Origin of the sequence: Vibrio sp. bablab_jr001, from assembly GCF_016464285.1 — a bacterium.
Classification (GTDB): domain Bacteria; phylum Pseudomonadota; class Gammaproteobacteria; order Enterobacterales; family Vibrionaceae; genus Vibrio; species Vibrio fluvialis.
Map to the genome: position 1 here is coordinate 26,115 of NZ_JACDWZ010000108.1, position 18,592 is coordinate 44,706.

Annotated in this window: 19 protein-coding genes and 1 riboswitch; of the genes, 8 read left to right on the forward strand and 11 right to left on the reverse strand. The window is 50.6% G+C overall.

Annotated elements, in window-relative coordinates:
* Nucleotides 1-79 precede the first annotated feature (79 nt).
* The 7 genes from yidC to JIG40_RS21425 form a co-directional block, all read right to left on the reverse strand.
* Nucleotides 80-1,702: a membrane protein insertase YidC gene (gene yidC, locus JIG40_RS21395; RefSeq protein WP_020430377.1), complete on the reverse strand. Its 1,623-nt coding sequence runs from the start codon at nucleotides 1,700-1,702 to the stop codon at nucleotides 80-82.
* A 2-nt stretch (nucleotides 1,703-1,704) separates the two neighbouring features.
* Nucleotides 1,705-1,962, reverse strand: a complete 258-nt coding sequence (yidD, locus tag JIG40_RS21400; protein ID WP_075989131.1) for a membrane protein insertion efficiency factor YidD — start codon at nucleotides 1,960-1,962, stop codon at nucleotides 1,705-1,707.
* A complete protein-coding gene (rnpA, locus tag JIG40_RS21405; RefSeq protein WP_020430379.1) occupies nucleotides 1,929-2,252 on the reverse strand; it encodes a ribonuclease P protein component in 324 nt (107 codons plus the stop codon). Before rnpA ends, yidD begins: the two co-directional genes overlap by 34 nt.
* A 46-nt stretch (nucleotides 2,253-2,298) precedes the next feature.
* Nucleotides 2,299-2,436 (reverse strand): 50S ribosomal protein L34, encoded by a 138-nt coding sequence (gene rpmH, locus JIG40_RS21410; protein ID WP_004728723.1) that lies wholly within the window; start codon nucleotides 2,434-2,436, stop codon nucleotides 2,299-2,301.
* A 254-nt stretch (nucleotides 2,437-2,690) separates the two neighbouring features.
* Nucleotides 2,691-3,428 (reverse strand): amino acid ABC transporter ATP-binding protein, encoded by a 738-nt coding sequence (locus JIG40_RS21415; protein WP_020430381.1) that lies wholly within the window; start codon nucleotides 3,426-3,428, stop codon nucleotides 2,691-2,693.
* Nucleotides 3,425-4,096 (reverse strand): amino acid ABC transporter permease, encoded by a 672-nt coding sequence (locus JIG40_RS21420; RefSeq protein ID WP_024373985.1) that lies wholly within the window; start codon nucleotides 4,094-4,096, stop codon nucleotides 3,425-3,427. Before JIG40_RS21420 ends, JIG40_RS21415 begins: the two co-directional genes overlap by 4 nt.
* 73 nt (nucleotides 4,097-4,169) lie before the next feature.
* Nucleotides 4,170-4,916 (reverse strand): amino acid ABC transporter substrate-binding protein, encoded by a 747-nt coding sequence (locus tag JIG40_RS21425; protein ID WP_020430384.1) that lies wholly within the window; start codon nucleotides 4,914-4,916, stop codon nucleotides 4,170-4,172.
* Nucleotides 4,917-5,225: 309 nt separating this feature from the next.
* On the opposite strand from JIG40_RS21425, the gene dnaA reads away from it, so the two are divergent.
* The 5 genes from dnaA (at nucleotide 5,226) to JIG40_RS21450 (ending at nucleotide 12,060) form a co-directional block, all read left to right on the forward strand.
* Nucleotides 5,226-6,632, forward strand: a complete 1,407-nt coding sequence (dnaA, locus tag JIG40_RS21430) for a chromosomal replication initiator protein DnaA (protein ID WP_020430386.1) — start codon at nucleotides 5,226-5,228, stop codon at nucleotides 6,630-6,632.
* Between the two features lie 63 nt (nucleotides 6,633-6,695).
* Nucleotides 6,696-7,796: a DNA polymerase III subunit beta gene (gene dnaN / locus JIG40_RS21435; protein ID WP_172560369.1), complete on the forward strand. Its 1,101-nt coding sequence runs from the start codon at nucleotides 6,696-6,698 to the stop codon at nucleotides 7,794-7,796.
* Between the two features lie 17 nt (nucleotides 7,797-7,813).
* Nucleotides 7,814-8,893 carry a DNA replication/repair protein RecF gene (gene recF / locus JIG40_RS21440; protein WP_075989130.1) on the forward strand — a complete coding sequence of 360 codons (1,080 nt, stop codon included), beginning with the start codon at nucleotides 7,814-7,816 and terminating at the stop codon, nucleotides 8,891-8,893.
* An 18-nt stretch (nucleotides 8,894-8,911) separates the two neighbouring features.
* The gene (gene gyrB / locus JIG40_RS21445) at nucleotides 8,912-11,329 is read left to right on the forward strand and encodes a DNA topoisomerase (ATP-hydrolyzing) subunit B (RefSeq protein ID WP_020430391.1); all 2,418 of its coding nucleotides are present in this window, start codon (nucleotides 8,912-8,914) and stop codon (nucleotides 11,327-11,329) included.
* Nucleotides 11,330-11,622: 293 nt separating this feature from the next.
* Complete coding sequence (locus JIG40_RS21450; protein ID WP_020430395.1) at nucleotides 11,623-12,060, forward strand: Hsp20 family protein; 438 nt, start codon at nucleotides 11,623-11,625, stop codon at nucleotides 12,058-12,060.
* A 40-nt stretch (nucleotides 12,061-12,100) separates the two neighbouring features.
* Here JIG40_RS21450 and JIG40_RS21455 read toward each other — a convergent pair whose 3' ends face one another.
* The 3 genes from JIG40_RS21455 to glyQ all read right to left on the reverse strand — a co-directional run bounded on the left by JIG40_RS21455 (nucleotide 12,101) and on the right by glyQ (nucleotide 16,536).
* Complete coding sequence (locus JIG40_RS21455) at nucleotides 12,101-13,351, reverse strand: valine--pyruvate transaminase (protein ID WP_024374363.1); 1,251 nt, start codon at nucleotides 13,349-13,351, stop codon at nucleotides 12,101-12,103.
* Between the two features lie 186 nt (nucleotides 13,352-13,537).
* Nucleotides 13,538-15,604 carry a glycine--tRNA ligase subunit beta gene (gene glyS / locus JIG40_RS21460; protein WP_199466066.1) on the reverse strand — a complete coding sequence of 689 codons (2,067 nt, stop codon included), beginning with the start codon at nucleotides 15,602-15,604 and terminating at the stop codon, nucleotides 13,538-13,540.
* Between the two features lie 14 nt (nucleotides 15,605-15,618).
* A complete protein-coding gene (glyQ, locus tag JIG40_RS21465; RefSeq protein WP_024374365.1) occupies nucleotides 15,619-16,536 on the reverse strand; it encodes a glycine--tRNA ligase subunit alpha in 918 nt (305 codons plus the stop codon).
* Nucleotides 16,537-16,749: 213 nt separating this feature from the next.
* A riboswitch (yybP-ykoY riboswitch) is annotated at nucleotides 16,750-16,864 on the forward strand.
* 91 nt (nucleotides 16,865-16,955) lie between these two features.
* On the opposite strand from glyQ, the gene JIG40_RS21470 reads away from it, so the two are divergent.
* Together JIG40_RS21470 and JIG40_RS21475 are read left to right on the forward strand one after the other, a co-directional pair.
* Nucleotides 16,956-17,510: a TMEM165/GDT1 family protein gene (locus JIG40_RS21470; RefSeq protein WP_032082185.1), complete on the forward strand. Its 555-nt coding sequence runs from the start codon at nucleotides 16,956-16,958 to the stop codon at nucleotides 17,508-17,510.
* A gap of 141 nt (nucleotides 17,511-17,651) precedes the next feature.
* Nucleotides 17,652-17,912, forward strand: coding sequence for a hypothetical protein (locus JIG40_RS21475; protein WP_020332592.1), 261 nt, complete (start codon nucleotides 17,652-17,654; stop codon nucleotides 17,910-17,912).
* Nucleotides 17,913-17,947: 35 nt separating this feature from the next.
* Here the strand turns inward: JIG40_RS21475 and tusA are convergent, their stop codons facing one another.
* A complete protein-coding gene (gene tusA, locus JIG40_RS21480; protein ID WP_020332591.1) occupies nucleotides 17,948-18,196 on the reverse strand; it encodes a sulfurtransferase TusA in 249 nt (82 codons plus the stop codon).
* A 137-nt stretch (nucleotides 18,197-18,333) separates the two neighbouring features.
* Here tusA and JIG40_RS21485 point away from each other — a divergent pair, with 137 nt between their 5' ends.
* On the forward strand, nucleotides 18,334-18,519 hold the full coding sequence (locus JIG40_RS21485) for a hypothetical protein (RefSeq protein WP_024374367.1): 186 nt from the start codon (nucleotides 18,334-18,336) through the stop codon (nucleotides 18,517-18,519).
* The last annotated feature ends 73 nt before the right edge of the window (nucleotides 18,520-18,592 follow it).

Genomic DNA, 18,592 nt, shown 5'->3' on the forward strand with positions numbered 1-18,592 from the left:
AAAATCGAATTAGCGTCATTGTAATCAGCAAGCAACAAAAAGGCGACCTTTTGGCCGCCTTTGCTGATTCGCTTAATGCTTACTTGGTGTGTAAGCCTTTCTTCTCCAGCCCTTTGTAAATCAAAGTCTGCTGAATCAGAGTCACGATGTTCGATACCAACCAGTACAGAACTAGGCCTGAAGGGAAGAACAGGAAGAAGAAGGTGAACATAACCGGCATAAAGGTCATGATCTTCTGCTGCATTGGATCCGTCACGGTGGTTGGGCTCATCTTCTGGATGAAGAACATACTTGCACCCATCAGCAGTGGCAGGATGTAGTACGGGTCTTGTGCAGACAAGTCGTGAATCCAGCCAAAGAATGGTGAGTGACGCAGTTCGACCGATTCCATCAGTGCCCAGTACAGAGAAATGAAGATAGGCATCTGCAGGAAGATTGGCAAACAGCCACCCAGCGGGTTCACTTTCTCTTTCTTGTACAGTTCCATCATTTCCTGGCTCATGCGCTGACGGTCATCGCCGATGCGCTCACGCATAGCTTGCAGTTTTGGTTGCAGCATGCGCATTTTCGCCATTGAGGTGTACTGTGCTTTGGTCAGCGGGTACATCGCACCACGTACGATGAAGGTCAGACAGATGATTGCCACACCCCAGTTACCAACGAAGGTCTGAATCACAGACAGCAGCCAGTGCAGTGGTTTCGCGATGAACCATAGCCAACCGTAGTCAACCACGAGGTCAAGGTTTGGCGCGGTAGCGGCCATTTGATCTTGCAGTTTAGGACCTACCCACAGGGTGGCTTTGAAATCCGCTTGCTGGCCATCGGCGATGGTTTTGTTTGGCATACGTACGCCGATATCACCCAGGTTGCCAATCACGCGCGAGTACAGATTGGTACCTGGTTCATTGCGTGGAATCCAAGCTGAAGCAAAGTAGTGTTGAATCATTGCCGCCCAACCCTGACCGTTTGGCAGGTTCATCGCTAGGTTGCGATCCTGCATATCGTCAAAGCTGTATTTTTTGTAACGGGTATCTTCAGTCGAGTAAGCACCGCCACGGTAAGTTGGCATTGCCAGGCTACCGCCAGAATCCAGCAGGTTTTGACGCAGGTGCGCGTACATGCCCAGAGTGGCATTGTTACCTGAATGGTTGACCACGTTGTATTCAACGTCGATAGCGTAATCACCACGCTTCAGCACGAAAGTTTTGGTGTATTCGATGCCGTTAGCCTGGTAAGTCATCGGAATGCGCAGTTCATCCTGGCCATCAGCCAGAGTGAAGCTATCCGCGTCAACCGTGTAAGTCGGGCGGTCGCTGCTGCTCAGATCGATACCTTGTGGACCGATCAGGCCGCTTTGCGCGATGAATTGATGACCTTGAGTATTTTTCAGAAGGACGAATGGGTTTTCTGAGTCCAATTCTTCAGAGTATTGGTTCAGTTTTGCCGTGACGACATCGCCGCCAACTGTGTCAATTGACAGAGTCAGTACATCCGTGGTGACAGTAATCACTTTTGCCGCAGCACTGCTTTGCGATGGTACTGGATCGAACTCATCGGCTAAAGACGGTGCAGGAACGGCACTGCTGGTTTGAGCCTGCTCAACCGCTTGAGGTGCCGGATTCTTTGCTACTTGCCACTGTTGGAAAAGTAAAAAAGAAACCAGAGCCAAAGCGATTAACAGGATATTACGTTGAGAATCCATCGTTATTTATCTCTGTCGTGTTTTTGGACTGGTGGAACGGGGTCAAATCCCCCTTCGTTCAAAGGGTGGCATTTTAATAGACGTTTGCCGGATAACCAACACCCTTTTACAAATCCGTGAGCTCTCAACGCTTCTATCGCGTAAGTAGAGCAAGTGGGAGTAAATCGGCAACGCGGGCCGATCAGCGGACTAATAAACCACTGGTAGAGTCGGACTAAACCAATGGCTAGCCACGTGAAGGGCGAGAGAGGCGATGCCATAACTTGTCGAACAAAGTGAACATTTCTTCATTGCTCAAATCTTGGGCGCTTTTCTTCGCAATGACAACAAAATCTTTGTGTGCAAGTTTATGTTGATTGAGACGAAAGCTTTCGCGGGCCAAACGCTTAAAGCGGTTACGACCGACGGCTGTTTTGATTTGTTTCTTTGGAACCGCTAACCCTAAACGAGGATGAGAAAGGTTATTATCGCGTGCAATGATGGTGAAATGGGGGGAGCCTGCTCGATGAGCTTGCTGAAAGACATTTTGATAATGCTCGGGAGTTAACAAACGTAACTCCCGATTAAATGCGTACGTACTCAAAATAAGCTAGCGATTATTTTGACAGGCGCTTACGGCCTTTTGCACGACGTGCATTGATTACTTTACGACCGTTCGCAGTCGCCATGCGTGCACGGAAACCGTGAGTACGCTTGCGCTTTAGAACTGTAGGTTGAAAAGTGCGTTTAGACATGGTTATTACCTTTACTGATCAGTAGTTTTTAGGTTCATAAAACCCGGCGTGGGCAATACGTCTTCTCTTTATATAAAAGAAAGGACATTCCGACGCCTCTCAACAAAGAGGCGGAATTGTAATCACAGTCACAAAAGGTGTCAATGATTGGGTTTGCCAAAACCCCAGTGCGATGAACGAAAAACGGTCAATCGCGGGCTTCCTTCTTTCCGGTCGGCCGATTATACGGAGTCTCGATAAAATCTCAAGGATCCTTAGTCGATCCCAACCTGATTGAGGAATTTTCTTAAGCGCGGATCCTGTGGACGGTCAAAGATATCCTGTGGAGAACCTTGCTCAACAATATTCCCTTCCGCCATAAAGATCACGCGATCGGCGACCTCTTTGGCAAATTGCATTTCATGGGTCACCACCAGCATCGTCTGGTGCTGAGTGGCGAGTTTCTTCATTAAACCAAGTACTTCGCCTACCCATTCCGGGTCGAGCGCAGAGGTCGGTTCATCAAACAGCAGCAGTTCCGGTTGCAGCGCCATCGCGCGACCAATGCCGACGCGTTGTTGCTGGCCGCCGGATAGCGCTGCCGGGTAGCTATCGCCGCGATCGCCCAGACCGATATCTTCTAGGATCTGCTGCGCGCGGTTCAGTGCTTGATCTTTCTTCCAGCCGCGTACGGTCATCAGGCCTTCGGCAATGTTCTGACGTGCCGTCAGGTGGGCAAACAGCGCGTAGTTCTGGAATACAAACCCGGTTTTACGCCGCAGGGCCAGCACTTCGGCTTTGGTGTGTTTTTGCGTATCCACGCTGACATCATCAATCGTGATGCTGCCCTGATCGGCCTGCTCAAGAAAGTTCACGCAGCGCAGCAAGGTGGATTTACCCGTGCCGCTCGAGCCGATAATCACAATGATTTCGCCCTGATTGATCGTAATATCGATGCCTTTCAGCACTTCGGCGTTACCGAAACGTTTATGAATATTGGATAACGTGATCATCGTACATACGCCTTATTCAGTTTGTTCTCAGCCCAGATTTGCACGCGGGTCAGTACAACCACCACCGCCCAGTAAATCAGTGCCACTGCCAGGAAGGCTTCAAAGAAGCGAAAGCTGGAGGACGCTTCCATCTGCGCTTTGGCCATGATTTCCGCCACGCCGAAGGTAAACGCCAGCGAAGTCGATTTGATCATGTCGATGAAGTAGTTCATCAGGGACGGCAGCGCGACGCGGCTGGCTTGCGGCAAAATAATGCGGCGCATCGCCTGGCCAGTGGTCATACCGACTGACAGACTCGCTTCCATTTGACTGCGGTCGATACCGATGATGGCTGCGCGAATGGTTTCAGCCATGTAAGCGGCGAAGTGCAGCGTCAAACCAATCACGGCTGCGCTGAAAGCATCAATACCGATTAATAGCGGGAAAATCTGTGGCAGGCCGTAGTACAACAGGAACATTTGTACCAGCAGCGGAGTGCCACGAAAGAAGCTGATGTACAACTGGCTCAGAGCGTTTAATACCGGCACCTTAAAGACGCGGATATTGGCCAGCAGCACGGACAGAATCAGTGCGAAGAACATGCCCCACACTGCCATTTCCATGGTGGTGCCCAGATACTTGAGCAGTATCGGCATCAGCCCCAGCATGTATTGAAAATCAAACCCCATTTACTTCCCCTTAAAGACAACAAAAGGCGGAATCCTGCGATTCCACCTTATTTATTCGGTTTGCTGGTCTAAGTTATTTCGTAATATCCGTACCGAACCATTTTTCAGAAATCTGGCTCAGTGTACCGTCTGCACGCATTGCAGCAAGTGCTTGGTTTACTTCAGACTGCAATTTATGGCCTTTATCGTTGTTCAGGAATGGCCACGCGTTTTCGATGGTTTCGAACGGAGAACCAGCCAGTTGCAATGGCAGACCCGTTTTGTCGATCACTTCCAGTACCGACAGACGGTCCATGACGAATGCATCGATTCGGCCCAACGCCACGTCGCGCTCAAAACCGGTATCGTAGGTTTTGATGTCGATTTTGCCGTCTTTATCGTAGGCACGCAGCAGTTGTTCGAAGTTTGAACCCAGGTTAACCGCCACGGTTTTACCGGCCAAGTCTTCAATGCCTTGGATGCTGTCGTTGCCTTTACGTACCGCGATTTGCGCGCCGTCAATCACGTAAGGTGCTGAGAACAGGTATTTCGCCTGGCGCTCTTTAGTGATTGTGATCTGGTTAGAGATGGTGTCGATACGACCGGTTTCCAGCAGGCCAAACAGGCCAGAGAAATTAGAGGTTACATATTCCACGTGGTAATCGTTACGTTTACCGATCTCGTTCCATACATCCACTTCAAAACCTTGCAGTTGGTCTTGTTTAACAAACGTGAATGGGAAGTAGCGGCCAGACATACCCACTTTCACGTCGGTTGCCGCTTGTACAGTCGCTGCGGATAGGGCCAGCGCAGCCACTGCTAATTTAATCCAGTTTTTCATCTTGTGACTCCTTATGATTATGGGACGTGATGTTACTGGTAAATAACTCAATAGAATAAATAACCAGTTGTTATTAATCATAACTGGACGATCGCCCGTTTTGGGGATAACTCCTGATGATCATAGAATATGTGGATCAATGTGTGAGTAAATTTAGGACGCTCTGTGTGGATCTTGCCAAATGATGAGAAAATATTGTGAATAACTTGGATCTTATTCACTGGATCGTCGATCAATCGCTGGCGATCTGAGTTATCAACAGGTAGAATTGCCAGTCTTTACCGATCATTGATTTAGAGTGAGGGAATCGTGTCATCTTCGCTTTGGTTGCAGTGTCTGCAACAGCTTCAAGAAGAGCTACCAGCCGCAGAATTCAGCATGTGGGTTCGTCCGTTACAGGCGGAGCTCAATGACAATACTCTCACTTTGTTTGCCCCGAACCGCTTTGTGCTCGATTGGGTGCGTGACAAGTACATCAACAACATCAATCGTCTACTGCAAGAGTTTTGCGGGCATGATGTGCCGAGCCTGCGTTTTGAAGTCGGTAGCCGCCGGGTTGTGGCGCCAAAACCTGCGCCAACCCGCACTGCCGCTGATGTGGCCGCGGAATCTTCGGCACCAGCGCAACTGGCACAACGCAAGCCGATTCACAAAACCTGGGACGACGACGCAGCCGCTGCGGCGGACATTGCACACCGTTCCAACGTGAACCCGAAACACAAATTCAATAACTTCGTCGAAGGTAAGTCGAACCAGCTTGGCCTCGCAGCCGCACGCCAGGTGTCTGACAATCCAGGCGCGGCGTACAACCCGCTGTTCCTTTATGGTGGTACGGGTCTGGGTAAAACTCACCTGTTGCACGCGGTCGGCAATGCCATCGTCGATAACAATCCGAACGCCAAAGTGGTCTATATGCACTCGGAACGTTTTGTGCAGGACATGGTAAAAGCGCTGCAAAACAACGCGATTGAAGAGTTCAAACGCTATTACCGCAGTGTGGATGCGCTGCTGATCGATGACATTCAGTTCTTTGCTAACAAAGAGCGTTCGCAGGAAGAATTTTTCCATACCTTCAACGCGCTGTTGGAAGGTAACCAGCAAATCATTCTGACATCCGACCGTTATCCGAAAGAGATCAACGGGGTGGAAGATCGCCTCAAATCTCGTTTTGGCTGGGGTCTGACCGTCGCTATTGAGCCGCCAGAGCTGGAAACCCGCGTCGCGATCCTGATGAAAAAAGCGGAAGATCACCAGATTCATCTGCCAGATGAAGTGGCGTTCTTTATTGCGAAACGTCTGCGTTCGAACGTGCGTGAACTGGAAGGGGCGCTGAACCGCGTGATTGCCAACGCCAACTTTACCGGTCGCCCGATCACCATCGATTTCGTACGTGAAGCGCTGCGCGATCTGCTGGCGCTGCAAGAGAAGCTGGTCACCATCGACAACATTCAAAAGACCGTTGCTGAGTACTACAAGATCAAAGTCGCGGATCTGTTGTCCAAACGTCGTTCACGTTCGGTGGCACGCCCACGCCAACTGGCGATGGCGCTGTCCAAAGAGCTCACTAACCACAGTTTGCCGGAAATCGGCGATGCGTTTGGGGGCCGTGACCACACGACCGTGCTGCACGCCTGTCGTAAGATTGAGCAACTGCGTGAAGAAAGCCACGATATTAAAGAAGACTATTCGAACCTGATTCGTACCCTTTCTTCTTAAAATCGCGCTATGCTTAGCGCTGATTTTTCACGTCGTTTATCCAATATCGTTTAAGAGCACACTATGAAATTTACGATTGAACGTAGTCACTTCATTAAACCACTGCAACAAGTCTCCGGTACGTTAGGCGGACGAGCAACGTTGCCGATTTTGGGTAACCTGCTGCTGAAAGTAGAAGACAATCAGCTTTCCATGACTGCGACCGATCTGGAAGTCGAACTGGTGAGCCGAGTGACGCTGGAAGGCGATTTCGAAGCGGGCAGCACCACCGTGCCAGCGCGTAAATTCCTCGATATCTGCCGTGGCCTGCCGGATGCGGCGGTGATCACTGTGGTGCTGGAAGGCGATCGCGTGCAAGTGCGCTCAGGCCGCAGCCGTTTCTCTCTGGCGACGTTACCGGCCAGTGATTTTCCGAACATTGAAGATTGGCAAAGCGAAGTCGAACTGTCGCTGACTCAAGGCGAACTGCGTGGTCTGGTCGAGAAAACGCAGTTTTCGATGGCGAACCAGGATGTGCGTTACTACCTCAACGGTATGCTGTTTGAAATTGACGGCAGCACGCTGCGCAGCGTGGCGACCGATGGTCACCGTATGGCGGTGTCGCAAGCCGAGTTGGGTGCCGATTTCGCCAACAAGCAAATTATTGTGCCACGCAAAGGTGTGCTCGAGTTGGTAAAACTGCTGGATGCACCGGAGCAGCCAGTGATTCTGCAAATCGGCAGTTCTAACCTGCGTGCTGAAGTGAACAACTTTGTCTTTACGTCCAAGCTGGTTGATGGCCGTTTCCCGGATTATCGCCGTGTATTGCCGCAAAATACCAACAAAACGCTGCAAGCGGGTTGTGATGAACTGCGTCAGGCGTTTTCGCGTGCCGCGATTCTGTCAAACGAGAAATTCCGTGGCGTGCGCGTCAACCTGGATGGCGGCGAAATGCGCATTACCGCCAACAACCCAGAGCAGGAAGAAGCGGAAGAGATGCTCGACGTCAATTTTGATGGCGAGGCGATCGAAATCGGTTTTAACGTCAGCTACGTGCTGGATGTGCTCAATACGCTGCGCTGTGAGAACGTGCGCGTGTCGATGTCCGATGCAAACGCCAGTGCGCTGATTGAAAACGTTGACGATGACAGCGCCATGTACGTGGTGATGCCAATCCGTCTGTAACGGATGACTATCGCGCAATGCCGCTTACCCGACTGATTGTTCAGCAATTTCGCAACATTAAAGCCTGTGATATTCAATTATCATCAGGCTTTAACTTTCTTATTGGCCCCAATGGCAGTGGCAAAACCAGCGTGCTGGAAGCCATCTATCTGCTTGGTCATGGCCGCTCTTTCAAAAGTTCTCTGACCGGGCGCGTGATTCAGAACGAGTGTCCGGAACTCTTTGTTCACGGTCGTTTTTTGACCTCGGATCAATTTGAGCTACCGATTGGCATTAATAAGCAGCGCGACGGCTCAACAGAGGTTAAAATAGGCGGTCAGTCCGGACAAAAGTTGGCACAATTGGCGCAGGTTCTGCCATTACAACTGATTCACCCGGAAGGGTTTGAATTGCTCACGGACGGACCGAAACAGCGCCGCGCGTTTATCGACTGGGGCGTGTTTCATACCGAAGCGGCATTCTTTGATGCCTGGGGCCGGTTCAAACGGCTCAACAAACAGCGTAATGCGCTGCTCAAGACCGCGAGCAGCTATCGCGAGCTCAGCTATTGGGATCAGGAACTGGCCAGACTGGCGGAAAACATCGACCAGTGGCGCAGTGCGTATGTTGAGCAGATGAAAAGTGTGGCAGAGGAGTTGTGTCGCACATTTTTGCCAGAATTCGAGATTACATTGAAGTATTATCGGGGCTGGGAAAAAGAGACGCCGTATCATGAGATACTGCAAAAAAACTTCGAGCGTGATCAATTGCTTGGATACACGTTCAGCGGTCCTAACAAAGCAGATTTAAAGATTAAAGTGAACGGAACGCCAGTGGAAGATGTTCTGTCACGAGGTCAGCTCAAATTGATGGTTTGCGCCCTGCGTGTCGCGCAAGGGCAGCATTTGACAGAGCTGACCGGGAAGCAATGTATCTATCTTATCGATGATTTTGCTTCCGAACTCGATAGCCAGCGTCGCAAGCGTCTAGCCGATTGCTTGAAAGCGACGGGGGCTCAAGTTTTTGTAAGTTCTATTACTGAAAGCCAGGTTGCCGACATGATCGAGCCTAACAGCAAGATGTTTCATGTGGAACATGGCACAATAGGGCAAGGATAAATAGTGAGAGAGTAACTCATGTCGAATAATTACGATTCATCGAGTATTAAAGTACTGAAGGGTCTAGACGCGGTACGTAAGCGTCCGGGTATGTACATCGGCGACACTGATGATGGCACCGGTCTGCACCACATGGTTTTTGAGGTGGTGGATAACTCGATTGATGAAGCGTTAGCGGGTTACTGTAAAGACATCATCGTGACCATTCACGAAGATAACTCGGTATCGGTCAGCGATGACGGTCGTGGTATTCCGACCGAGCTCCACCCTGAAGAAAAAGTCTCTGCGGCAGAAGTTATCATGACGGTTCTGCACGCTGGTGGTAAGTTTGATGACAACTCCTACAAAGTTTCCGGTGGTCTGCACGGGGTAGGTGTGTCAGTGGTAAACGCGCTGTCGGAAAAAGTGGTACTGACCATTCACCGCGGTGGCAAAGTTCACACCCAAACCTACCGTCACGGCGTTCCTGAAGCGCCGCTGGCTGTGATCGGCGAGACTGACCGCAGCGGTACCATGGTGCGTTTCTGGCCAAGCGCTGAAACCTTCACCAACATCGAATTCCATTACGAAATTCTGGCAAAACGCCTGCGCGAACTGTCGTTTTTGAACTCTGGCGTCTCCATCAAGCTGGTGGATGAGCGCGAAGAAGACAAACAAGACCACTTCATGTACGAAGGTGGTATTCAGGCATTCGTGACCCACCTCAACCGCAACAAAACGCCAATCCACGAAAAAGTGTTCCACTTTAACTCGGAACGTGAAGACGGCATCAGCGTAGAAGTGGCAATGCAGTGGAACGATGGTTTCCAGGAAAACATCTATTGCTTTACCAACAACATCCCACAACGTGATGGTGGTACTCACTTAGCTGGTTTCCGTGGTGCGTTGACCCGTACTTTGAACAACTACATGGACAAAGAAGGCTTCTCGAAGAAAGCCCAAGCGGCAACATCAGGTGATGATGCGCGTGAAGGCTTAACGGCTGTGGTGTCGGTTAAAGTGCCAGATCCTAAATTCTCGAGCCAAACCAAAGATAAGCTGGTTTCTTCGGAAGTGAAATCCGCGGTTGAGTCAGCCATGAATGAGAAACTGGCGGATTTCCTGGCGGAAAACCCAAGCGAAGCGAAAAACGTTTGTTCGAAGATTATTGATGCGGCGCGCGCGCGTGAAGCAGCGCGTAAAGCACGTGAAATGACGCGTCGTAAAGGCGCACTGGATCTGGCTGGTCTGCCAGGCAAACTGGCGGACTGTCAGGAAAAAGATCCAGCGCTGTCTGAACTCTACATAGTGGAGGGTGACTCAGCGGGCGGTTCTGCAAAACAAGGTCGTAACCGTAAGAATCAGGCGATTCTGCCGCTGAAAGGTAAAATCCTTAACGTAGAGAAAGCGCGTTTTGACAAGATGCTGTCTTCGCAAGAGGTGGCTACGCTGATCACCGCGCTGGGCTGCGGTATCGGCCGTGACGAGTACAACCCGGATAAACTGCGTTACCACAACATCATCATCATGACCGATGCGGACGTCGATGGTTCGCACATTCGTACGCTGCTGCTGACGTTCTTCTACCGTCAAATGCCGGAGCTGATCGAGCGTGGTTACATCTACATTGCTCAGCCACCACTGTACAAAGTGAAGAAAGGCAAACAAGAGCAGTACATCAAAGATGAAGATGCGATGAACCAGTACCAGATCTCTCTGGCGCTGGATAACGCTGAGCTGCACGTGAACCCGGATGCGCCTGCACTGGCAGGTGAGCCACTGGAGAAACTGGTACAGCAGTACAATGCCGCCATCAAACTGATTGAACGTATGAGCCGCCGCTACCCGCACTCGCTGGTACACGAATTCATCTACATGCCTCGTCTGACTGCTGAACAGTGTCAGGATCAGGCGGCAGTGGAAGCGTGGAGCCAACAGTTGATTGAACAGCTGAACGCGAAAGAAGTGGGCGCGAGTCAGTACAACTGCGTGGTTGAGCACAACGCCGAGCAGAACGTTTACTCGCCAAAAGTGAAGGTACGCACGCACGGTGTGACTCACGATTACTTGCTGAGCGTGGATCTGCTGAACTCACGAGAGTACGGCAAACTGGCTGAGCTGTCAGAAGCGTTGCACGGTCTGATTGAAGAGGGCGCCTACATTCAACGTGGTGAGCGTACACAACCTGTGACCAGCTTTGCTGCTGCACTGGACTGGTTGATCAAAGAGTCGCGTCGTGGCTTGTCTGTACAGCGATACAAAGGTCTGGGTGAGATGAACCCGGATCAGCTGTGGGAAACCACCATGGACCCAGAAACTCGTCGTATGATGCAAGTGACCATCGATGATGCTGTGGGTGCCGATGAGCTGTTTACCACACTGATGGGTGATCAGGTTGAACCGCGTCGTGCGTTTATCGAAAACAACGCACTGAAAGTGGCGAACCTGGACGTATAAATCCGCTCCCTATCTGATCTGATAAACAAACGGCGCACTTCGGTGCGCCGTTTTTCTTTACTGCAGATGTCGCAGTTCGCTGCTTAGCACCTTACCCACTACCGATTTCGGCAGTTGCCATTGGTGCTGCAAAAAATTTTCTTTATGCGCCTTGAAAGCGTAAATGATGACCATATATCTGTCAGTGAAGCAGGAAATGCTGCAGCAAGCGGGTTTCCAGCGATTCGTCCTAAGGGAGAGTCGGCTTCATCTGTTGATCATCAATAATATTGCTTCATAGAAGGATAGCGATTATGAGAACTGTAGATTTCACACCCTTATACCGTAACGCGATTGGTTTTGACCGTCTGTTGAACATGATGGAAGCCAGCGCCGCGAAAAATGCTCAGGGCGGTTACCCTCCATACAACATCGAACAGCAAGAAGAGAACAAATACCGTATTACCATGGCGGTAGCTGGATTCGCGGAGGAAGAGCTGGACATTACTCAGCAAGAAAATACGCTGATTGTCCGTGGTGAACGTCAGCCAGAAGAGAACAAAAACTACATCTACCAGGGCATTGCGGAACGCGATTTTGAACGTAAGTTCCAACTGGCAGATTACGTGAAAGTGATTGGTGCAGTGATGGAAAAAGGGTTACTGCACATCGATTTAGAACGTGAAATTCCGCAGGCGATGCAGCCACGTAAAATTGCCATCAATGGTAAAAATTTACTTGAGAATCAATAATGAAAAAGCCCGCTTCGGCGGGCTTTTTTGTGTGCGGAGATTAACCTTCTAAATACGCTTTTTGCACTTCTTCAGCGATGATGGCAATGCCTTGCTGCATCGCGTCATCGCTCTGCACGTAGTTCATACGTAAGCATTGATGGGCATGTGCCCAGTCCTCTTTCTGGCCAATGAAGAAATACTCACCCGGTACGATCAGTACGCCACGTGCTTTGAGGCGGCGGTACAGTTCCATGGTGGTGATTGGCAACTCATCAAACCACAGCCACAGGAAAATAGCGCCTTCTGGTTTATGAATGCGAAAACGCGGGTCGTCGATCGCCTGTTGCAACAACTCCACCGCACGTTGCGATTTCTGGCGGTAGAACGGTTTGATCACCTCCTGGCTTAGACGCAGCAGATCACCTTTTTCAATGATGCGGTGCGCCAACGCCGGGCCGACACTGCCCGGGGCGAGGCTGATGATACCGTTCATATTGGTCAGCGCCTGAGTGATGGCTTCGCTGGCAATCACAATTCCGCAGCGCACGCCTGGCAGGCCCAATTTGGACAGACTCATGCACAAAATGGTGTTGTCGTTCCAGAACGGTTCCACATCTTCAAAAATGATGTTGGGAAACGGCACGCCGTAAGCGTTGTCGATGATGAGCGGAATGTTGTTGTCGCGCGCCAGTTTGTCCAGTTTATGTACTTCTTCTTCCGTCAGTACGTTGCCGGTCGGGTTGGTCGGGCGGGATGCACAGATGGCGGCTACGGACTCATCGACTTTGAGCTGCTCAAAATCAACGTGATATTTGAACAGGCCATTGTCGAGCAGTTCGATTTCCGGATGGTAGGAGACAAAGATATCCTCGTCGATGCCCGCATCTCCATAGCCGATGTATTCCGGTGCCAGTGGCAGCAGAATTTTCTTAAAGCTGCCGTCAGGCTGACGGCCGGCCAGTAAATTGAACAGATAGAAGAAACCGCTCTGGCTGCCATTGGTCAGGCTGATATTTTTTTCGCTGATGTCCCAGCCGTAGGTGTCGCGCAGCAGTTTGGCCAATGCTTTCACCAGCACATCTTTGCCCTGTGGGCCGTCGTAGTTGGTCATGGCGGCAATCAGAGAGCCGTCGGCGAGCATCTCTTCACTGGTGAGTTTGAAGTAATCGAGCATTTCCGGAATGGCGGCCGGGTTACCACCTCCGAGCATGATGGCACCCGGTGTGCGCAAACCATCATTCAAATCGTCCATTAACTGGGTAATACCGGAATACCGATTAAATTTCTCGCCAAAAGTTGAAAACTGCATTGTTCGACTGCCTAAAAGAGTTGTGTTTGTATATTGTCGTTTAGCGGGAGGAATCTCCGCCATTTAGAGTAGTTCTTGAACATACCGCAATGCTTTTGCGAGGCAAAGTACTATTTTGTCTTAGATCAAAAAACAAAGCCCAACTCCGAGGAGTTGGGCTTGAATGATTTACTGCTTAATGAGCACTTATTTCTGCAGCAGCGAGATATCCGCGATTTGCAGGAACAGGTTACGCAGGTTATTCAGCAGCGTCAGACGGTTTTTCTTCAACGCTTCATCATCAGCCATGACCATCACGTTGTCGAAGAATGCGTCAACAGGTTCACGCAGACCCGCCAGCTGGCTCAGTGCCTGCTGGTAGTTACCAGTGGCAAATGCAGGTTCCAGCGCTTCAGTCATCACTTCTACTGCTTCAGCCAGCGCTTTTTCTGCGTCTTCTTGCAGCAGCGCCAAGTCAATCTCTTGCGCCAGCTCGCCGTCGAATTTCGCCAGGATGTTACCCACACGTTTATTCGCCGCTGCCAACGCTTCGGCCGCATCGAGGTCACGGAAGTGCGACACCGCTTTCACACGGCGGTCAAAGTCAGCTGGTTTGGTTGGGTGACGTGCCAACACCGCTTGAATGATGTCCACGCTGAAGCCTTCGTCCTGATACCAGGCACGGAAACGGCCCAGCATGAATTCGATCACTTCCTGCTCAACATTGTCGTTGCTCAGGCGAGCGCCAAACAAGGATTTCGCTTTTGCGACCAAATCCACCAGATCCAGGTTGTAGCCGTATTCTACGATGATACGCAGTACGCCCAGAGACGCGCGGCGCAGAGCAAACGGGTCGCTGCCTTTAGGCGCCTGACCGATACCGAAGATACCCACGATGGTATCCAGTTTGTCGGCCATAGCCAGTGCAGATGAGACGCCGTTGCTTGGCAGTTCATCGCCAGCAAAACGTGGCATGTACTGCTCGTTCAGTGCCACAGCCACTTCTTCCGCTTCACCATCGTGGCGAGCATAGTGCATACCCATCACGCCTTGGGTGTCGGTAAATTCAAACACCATCGAGGTCATCAGGTCACATTTGGCCAGCAGACCTGCACGTTTGGATTTCTCCACATCCGCGCCGATTTGCTCGGCAATGTAGCCAGCCAGTTCGGTGATGCGATCGGTTTTGTCTTTGATGGTGCCCAGTTCTTTCTGGAAAATCGCATTTTCCAGCTGTGGCAGACGGTCAACCAGCGGCTTCTTACGGTCGGTATTGAAGAAGAACTCCGCATCCGCCAGACGGGGACGAACCACCTTCTCGTTACCTTCGATAACATGGCGAGGCTCTTTGGACTCGATGTTTGACACGAAGATAAAGTTTGGCAGCAGGTGCTTGTTGGCGTCGTAAACCGGGAAGTATTTCTGGTCACCTTTCATGGTGTATACCAGCGCTTCTGCCGGAACTTTGAGGAATTTCTCTTCAAATTTCGCCGTCAGGACAACCGGGAATTCCACCAGCGAGGTCACTTCTTCAACCAGATCGTCTTCCAGATCGGCGATACCGCCCAGTTCTGCCGCGGCTTTTTGTGCGCCGTCGATGATCATCGCTTTACGGGTTTCGTAATCAGCAATCACTTTACCGCGCTCCAGCAGAATCGCTGGATACTGCTCAGCCGAATCGATGGTGAATTCAGGTTCACCCATGAAACGGTGACCACGGACGATGCGGTCTGATTTCACGCCCAGAATTTCGCCTTCGATCAGTTCGTTGCCGAACAGAATAGTCAGGGTTTTTACCGGACGGATGAATTGAGTTTCTTTATCGCCCCAACGCATTGGCTTGGCGATTGGCAGGTTTGCCAGTGCTTTGGCGGCCATATCAACGACCACAGCAGACGTGTCCTGACCTTTTACCTGCTCTTTGAACAGTAGCCATTCACCTTTGTCGGTGACGAGGCGTTCTGCTTGCTCAACGGTAATACCGTTGCCGCGTGCCCAGCCTTGCGCGGCTTTGGTTGGGTTGCCGTCAGCATCGAATGCCACGTTAACCGCAGGACCACGTTTTTCGACCACTTTGTCTGGCTGACCTTCGGCCAGATTGGCTACTTTCAGTGCCAGACGACGTGGGGTGGCGTACCAGGTGATGCCATCGTGTGCGATGTCTGCGCTTTGCAGTTCTGCTGCAAAGTTTGTTGCAAACGCTTCAGCCAGAGTACGCAGTTGTTTTGGAGGCAGTTCTTCCGTACCCAGCTCAATCAAAAATTCTTTTGCCATGTGACGTCTTTCCCTTACTTCTCTTCGGACTTTTTACACATTGGGAAGCCCAGAGCTTCACGAGATGCGTAGTAAGCTTCAGCAACTGACTTGGTCAGGTTGCGAATACGCAGAATGTAGCGCTGACGTTCGGTTACGGAAATCGCTTTGCGCGCATCCAGTAGGTTGAACGCGTGCGCCGCTTTCAGAATGCGCTCGTACGCTGGCAATGGTAGCGGTTTTTCCAGTTCCAACAGGTGGACACACTCTTTTTCGCACTGATCGAAGAAGGTGAACAGGAAATCAACATCCGCATGTTCGAAGTTGTAAGTAGACTGTTCCACCTCGTTTTGGTGGAAGATGTCACCGTAGGTGACTTTACCCAGAGGGCCATCGGTCCATACCAAGTCATACACAGAATCCACGCCCTGAATGTACATGGCCAGACGCTCAATACCGTAAGTGATTTCACCCGTTACCGGTTTACACTCCAGGCCGCCTACTTGCTGGAAGTACGTAAACTGCGTCACTTCCATGCCGTTCAGCCACACTTCCCAGCCCAGACCCCAAGCGCCCAGCGTTGGGTTTTCCCAGTTGTCTTCCACGAAGCGAATGTCGTGTACGCGCGGGTCAACGCCCAGCACTTCCAGAGAACCCAGGTACAGTTCCTGAATGTTGTCTGGTGACGGTTTAATGATGACCTGGAATTGGTAGTAGTGTTGCAGACGGTTTGGGTTTTCACCGTAGCGGCCGTCAGTCGGACGACGTGATGGCTGAACATACGCCGTGGCAATTGGCTCAGGACCAAGAGCACGCAAGCATGTCATTGGGTGAGACGTACCTGCGCCCACTTCCATATCTAATGGTTGAACAATGGTACAGCCTTGTTGGGCCCAATAATCCTGCAGCGCGAGGATCATACCCTGAAAGGTTTTGATATCGTATTTTTGCATAGTCAGGTTCGCGCGATTCTTCTGTCTGAATTGATAAAAAATAACGATCAAGTATACCGAGTTATTCCCCGACAAAGTAGAGGAAATCTTGCTTAATTAATCGGCGAAAATCTCTTTTAATGGAGTTTTTGTCGTTTAAGCGGCGCAAATTTCTCAATGTTGCGGCTTTTCGCCATCTTGGGGTTGAGATTCGTGGCGAGGCTGGATAGAATTCATCCCGTCTTTGGGGAGTAGCTTATCGATCAAATCACTTCATTTGATCGGTTCGTTCGTCAACACAATTGGTGCACAATCACCATGGCGTTCGAGACTCGGTGCCTACCGGGTTTAGCAAGACCTTAGACAAACATCACGAACCGGGGTGGGGCGTGTCTGTTTGTCTATGGTTATATAATTATCCCTGCCCCAATGAGCAAGTCGTGAGCGTTTTAGCTATCTCTATTACTACTGTTGCACTGGCCGAAATCGGGGATAAAACCCAGCTTTTGTCGTTATTACTCGCCAGTCGATACCGTAAACCGATCCCTATTATTGCTGCTATTTTTCTGGCTACTATCGCCAACCATGCCTTGGCGGCGTGGCTCGGGGTTGTCGTGGCCGATTATCTGTCGCCTGACGTGTTGAAATGGGTGTTGGTGGTGAGCTTTTTGGCGATGGCCGCCTGGGTACTGATCCCGGATAAACTCGATGATGACGAAGAAATTTCCAACCGTGGCCCGTTTGTCGCCAGCTTCATTGCGTTCTTTGTGGCGGAAATTGGCGACAAAACCCAGATCGCGACTTCGATTCTGGGGGCGCAGTACGCGGATGCTCTGTCGTGGGTCGTGCTCGGCACCACTATCGGTATGTTGCTGGCGAACGTGCCAGTGGTGCTGATCGGTAAATTGTCGGCCGATAAAATGCCGCTGGGGCTGATCCGTAAAGTGACCGCAGCGCTGTTTGCGGCGTTAGCGGTTGGCGCGGCGTTTTTCTGAAAAATAAACGTTCGTTGAAACAAACCATTAGCACAGATCACGCTCTGATGATTTCCGGTGCAGAGCGTGATATTCGCCATATTCGTGTCATACTTGTCATGCTAGTGTAAAGGTCAACCATCATCGCGAGAGGGTAGGTTTATGCTGACACGTTATATGGGAATGAGCGCTAAAAGTCAGAGTTACTTGTTTACTTTTGGTTTGGCGTTAACTTTGCTTGGCATGTCGTTAACGGATATGTGGTTACCGATGGTGGCGGGTGCCATCATTATGGCCGGACTTACGGTTGAGTCCTGGATTCGAGTGGCTCACATCATTCCGATGCATGAAGAAATGCGCGCGATGCAAAAGCAGATTCATCGTTTGCAGGCGGAAATCCGCTCAATCGAACAGCAAGAATAAACAAAAGGCTGCCATTGGCAGCCTTTTTTATCTCTCTACTCCAGCCCTTTTTTTATCAGATACTGGTAGGGTAGCTCGTCGGTCTTTGCCGCGAGCAGCTGATGATCCATAAAGCGGCAGAAGCTCGGAATGTCGCGTGTCGTCGATGGGTCATCGGCTTTGATCAGCAACACTTCACCGTCTTTCATCGTACGAATCGTCTTCCTGACCATCATCACTGGCTCTGGGCAGCGTAATCCTTCCGCTTCTAAAACTAACGTGGCTAATTCAGGATTAAAAGTCATGGTCAAACCTAATGGATGTCACAAATTAGGCTTAGATAATACTGGCGAGGAAAAAATATTCAATAAGCGCTTGGCAAAGTGATCTTTTTGTTTTAATTTGGTTAACAAGTTGGTAACAAATCGCTAAGGAGTGCAATATGTTGACAGCACTGGACAGACTGACCATCTACTCGGTTCTGTGTTTTATTTCCTTTTGCGCCCTTGTCATGCGATCACCAGCCGAAACATCATTAATGCCGCTACTCGGCGTGAGTGCTTCGATATTTGGGATTTGGCTCGAGATGCATCGCTGGCAAGGTGCATCTGGTGAGCAAGAACATTAACACACACTTGTCAAACTACGCTCAATTACATTCCGACACTATCCCCATTTTTCTTGGGCTTCCCCGCCGAAAG